At 51.2% G+C, this 3,416-nt stretch carries 4 protein-coding genes; 2 read left to right on the top strand and 2 right to left on the bottom strand.

All coding sequences use genetic code 11. From position 1 onward, the window contains the following. A partial coding sequence (gene kduD, locus ED901_RS17580) for a 2-dehydro-3-deoxy-D-gluconate 5-dehydrogenase KduD (protein ID WP_122096694.1) occupies positions 1 to 706 on the top strand: 706 nt, incomplete at its 5' end. A gap of 77 nt (positions 707 to 783) precedes the next feature. After that, positions 784 to 1,422, top strand: a complete 639-nt coding sequence (locus tag ED901_RS17575; RefSeq protein ID WP_056773844.1) for an RpiB/LacA/LacB family sugar-phosphate isomerase — start codon at positions 784 to 786, stop codon at positions 1,420 to 1,422. 78 nt (positions 1,423 to 1,500) lie between these two features. Here ED901_RS17575 and ED901_RS17570 read toward each other — a convergent pair whose 3' ends face one another. Together ED901_RS17570 and ED901_RS17565 are read right to left on the bottom strand one after the other, a co-directional pair. After that, complete coding sequence (locus ED901_RS17570) at positions 1,501 to 1,821, bottom strand: cupin domain-containing protein (protein WP_056773847.1); 321 nt, start codon at positions 1,819 to 1,821, stop codon at positions 1,501 to 1,503. A 3-nt stretch (positions 1,822 to 1,824) separates the two neighbouring features. Next, on the bottom strand, positions 1,825 to 3,006 hold the full coding sequence (locus ED901_RS17565; RefSeq protein ID WP_122096693.1) for an oligogalacturonate lyase family protein: 1,182 nt from the start codon (positions 3,004 to 3,006) through the stop codon (positions 1,825 to 1,827). Positions 3,007 to 3,416: the final 410 nt, after the last annotated feature.

The following is a 3,416-nucleotide window of genomic DNA, read 5'->3' as shown; positions in this document are numbered from 1 at the left end:
CACCGGTCTGGGCCAGGGTATGGCCATCGGTCTGGCGGAAGCCGGCTGTGACATCGTGGGGATCAACATCGTTGAGCCCGCCGAAACCATTGAAAGAATTGCGGCGACTGGCCGTCGTTTTCTCAGCCTGACCGCCGATCTCAGTGACACCAAAGTGATCCCGGCGTTGCTGGAACGTGCCGTTGCCGAGATGGGTCATCTGGATATTCTGGTGAACAACGCCGGGATTATCCGCCGTGAAGACGCCATCGACTTCAGTGAAAAGAACTGGGACGACGTCATGAACCTGAACATCAAATCCGTGTTCTTCATGTCTCAGGCGGTAGCGAAGCAATTCATTGCGCAGGGCACCGGCGGTAAAATCATCAATATTGCGTCGATGCTTTCCTACCAGGGCGGTATCCGTGTACCTTCTTATACCGCATCGAAAAGTGCCGTGATGGGTGTTACCCGTCTGCTGGCGAACGAGTGGGCGAAACACAACATCAACGTCAACGCGATCGCACCGGGTTACATGGCGACCAACAATACCCAGCAACTGCGCGCCGATGAAGCCCGCAGCGAAGAAATTCTCAGCCGCATTCCGGCCGGGCGCTGGGGTTTACCGTCTGACGTTATGGGGCCGGTTGTCTTCCTGTCTTCCACGGCATCCGACTACATTAATGGCTACACGATTGCCGTCGATGGCGGCTGGCTGGCGCGTTAATCCCGCCAAACCTCATTCATCCATAGAAGCATTCACAGACAGCAGCGGATAAAACCGCAGCCTAAAGAGGAAATCTCATGAAAATTGCATTGATGATGGAAAACAGTCAGGCCGCGAAAAACGCGATCATTCTTAAAGAACTGAACGCGGTGGCGTCCGAAAAAGAGTATCCGGTGTACAACGTCGGCATGTCTGACGAGCAGGATCATCACCTGACTTACATCCATCTGGGCATCATGGCCAGCATTCTGCTGAACTCAAAAGCGGTCGATTTCGTGGTCGCGGGCTGCGGCACCGGGCAGGGCGCACTGATGTCACTGAATATCCATCCGGGCGTTAACTGCGGTTACTGTATTGATCCGGCTGATGCGTTCCTGTTTGCCCAAATCAACAACGGTAACGCGCTGTCGCTGCCTTTCGCCAAAGGTTTTGGCTGGGGTGCAGAGCTGAATGTGCGTTTCATCTTCGAAAAAGCCTTCACCGGCGTGAAAGGTCAGGGCTATCCGGCTGACCGTAAAGAACCGCAGGTGCGTAACGCGGGCATTCTGAATCAGGTCAAAGCGGCGGTGGTAAAAGAAAACTACCTTGATACCCTGCGCGCTATCGATAAAGAACTGGTGAAAACCGCTGTCAGCGGCGAACGCTTCCAGAAATGCTTCTTCGAGAATGGTCAGAATAAAGAGATCGAAAACTTCGTGCGTGAGATCCTCGCATAAGTTATCCCTTTCTTTTGAGATCAAAAAAACCGGTGCTGAAATCAGCACCGGTTTTTTATTGTCCTGACGGCCAGCCGGTCAGAGGAAGTCTTGTCTCTGCGGTGTAAAGGTATCTAACAACACGCCTTTCTCCAGGCATACGCAGCCGTGCATGATGTAAGGTTTTTTATACAGCGTATCGCCCGCCGACACTTCCAGCGTCTCTTCGCCGATCGTGAATTTAAAACGCCCTGACAACACGTAAGTCAGTTGCTCATGCACGTGATTGTGCATCGGGCCGACAGCACCTTCTTCGAAATACACTTCAACCGCCATCATGGTGCCGTCGTGCGCCAGAACGCGACGGCTCACACCGTCGCCCAGGTCCTGCAGAGGAATATCTTTTCTAAAAATGAACATTGTTTAGTCCTTACGTAATGAACTGAGCAGGGCGTCAGGAATTTCCGCCAGATACAGGGCAGGTAATCCTTCAGAATCGGTAGTGAATAACACATGGCGATCGTCTGGTGAAAAAGAGGGGTGCGGATGCGTGACCTGACGGTCGCCATCCAGCACGCGCCATGAACTGTTATGCGCCGCAAGCGGAGCATGCTGACGGGTTTTGGCATCAAAAATATACAACCACGGATCGTTTTCAATCGTATGGCTGGCGGTGTCTTTTACATCCACCGGCGTGCCGGAACCGTCGCCCACCAGCAGCGTGCCGTTTTCGTTGCTCATCAGATGCGAACAGGCAGGCATGGTCATCAGGGAGATGTCTTCCCCGGTCTGCGGATCAAAGCGACGGATATGGCGATCGTGCTGGCCTTTCAGATAAGACACATACATCAGCGCCGATCCGTCCGGCACCCAAAACTCATGCGTGCAGCTTTCCCCCGGCGCATGTTCTTTCACCTTGCGTACCTGGGTGCCGTCTTCATTCACCAGCCACATCCGCGCGTCCACCAGATCGTGCGGCCCTTCGTGGCAAAACGCGACGGTACTATCATCATAAGGGCGATAAATTGGGTGACCGAGCCATTCATTTTTCTCATGAATCACGCGGGATTTACCGTTCAATAAATCGACCCGCAACAACCGGCAGTGCGGATTGCTGTGGTAGAACTCCTGGAAGATTTTCCAGTCTGACAACGGCGTCCAGTCTTCGCGACTGATTTCAATGCCCACCAGGCTGGTGCATTCACTGTTAGCCACCCACGTCCCGTAACCGACCCATTCTTCCGGCACCTGATACACCGTGGTTTCACTGAAATCATCCAGTTTCACCCGTTGTAAACGACGTTCATTTTTGACGTAATACAGGTATTGATCGTCCGGAGAAAGGAATCCGCCAAAGGTGTTATCCCCTTGACCTTCGGTCAATTGCACCGCTTTCTGGCTGCTGAGATCCAGAAGATAATAATTACGGTGCCCGTCAAATTCCCCTGCAAACAAAACCTTAGAGCCATCGCGGGTAAAACATTTCTGATAAAAATAGTTGCGATGACACAGAACATCCGGCGGCGTCAGTCGCGTGACGCGGGCACCTGTCTGTGGATCCTGAACGGTGTGAAAACTGAATTGAATCTGAGAACCTTTCGCCATGATTCACCTCGTAAGTGGCAACAAAATCAGCCGTGCTGTTGGCTTTATTTTATTAATTGAAATGATATTTCATTAAATTGAAAACACATTACCACTTAGCACGGTCACATGACGGCAGACGCTGTTGAAAATGTAAGGTTGATCACATTTTTCCCTTCTGTAAAAAACATTCTATAATGTCATGGTTTGGCAAATAACAATTGATACCCGAAATACATTAAGGGTACTGAACAGAATACCTCTCGCTAGAAACAGTGGAGATATTTGAAAAAGGGATGTACATGATTAGATTGAGAAAGAAACGCGTTAAACCGATGCAAATCAACGATATCACCATCATTGACGACACCAAACTCAAGAAGGCGATCACGGCGGCTGCGTTGGGAAATGCCATGGAGTGGTTTGACTTC

Origin of the sequence: Rahnella sp. Larv3_ips, assembly GCF_003697865.1 — a bacterium.
GTDB lineage: Bacteria > Pseudomonadota > Gammaproteobacteria > Enterobacterales > Enterobacteriaceae > Rahnella > Rahnella rivi.
The sequence above is the reverse complement of the archived record's forward strand: the minus strand, read 5'-3'. Positions and strand labels throughout refer to the sequence as shown.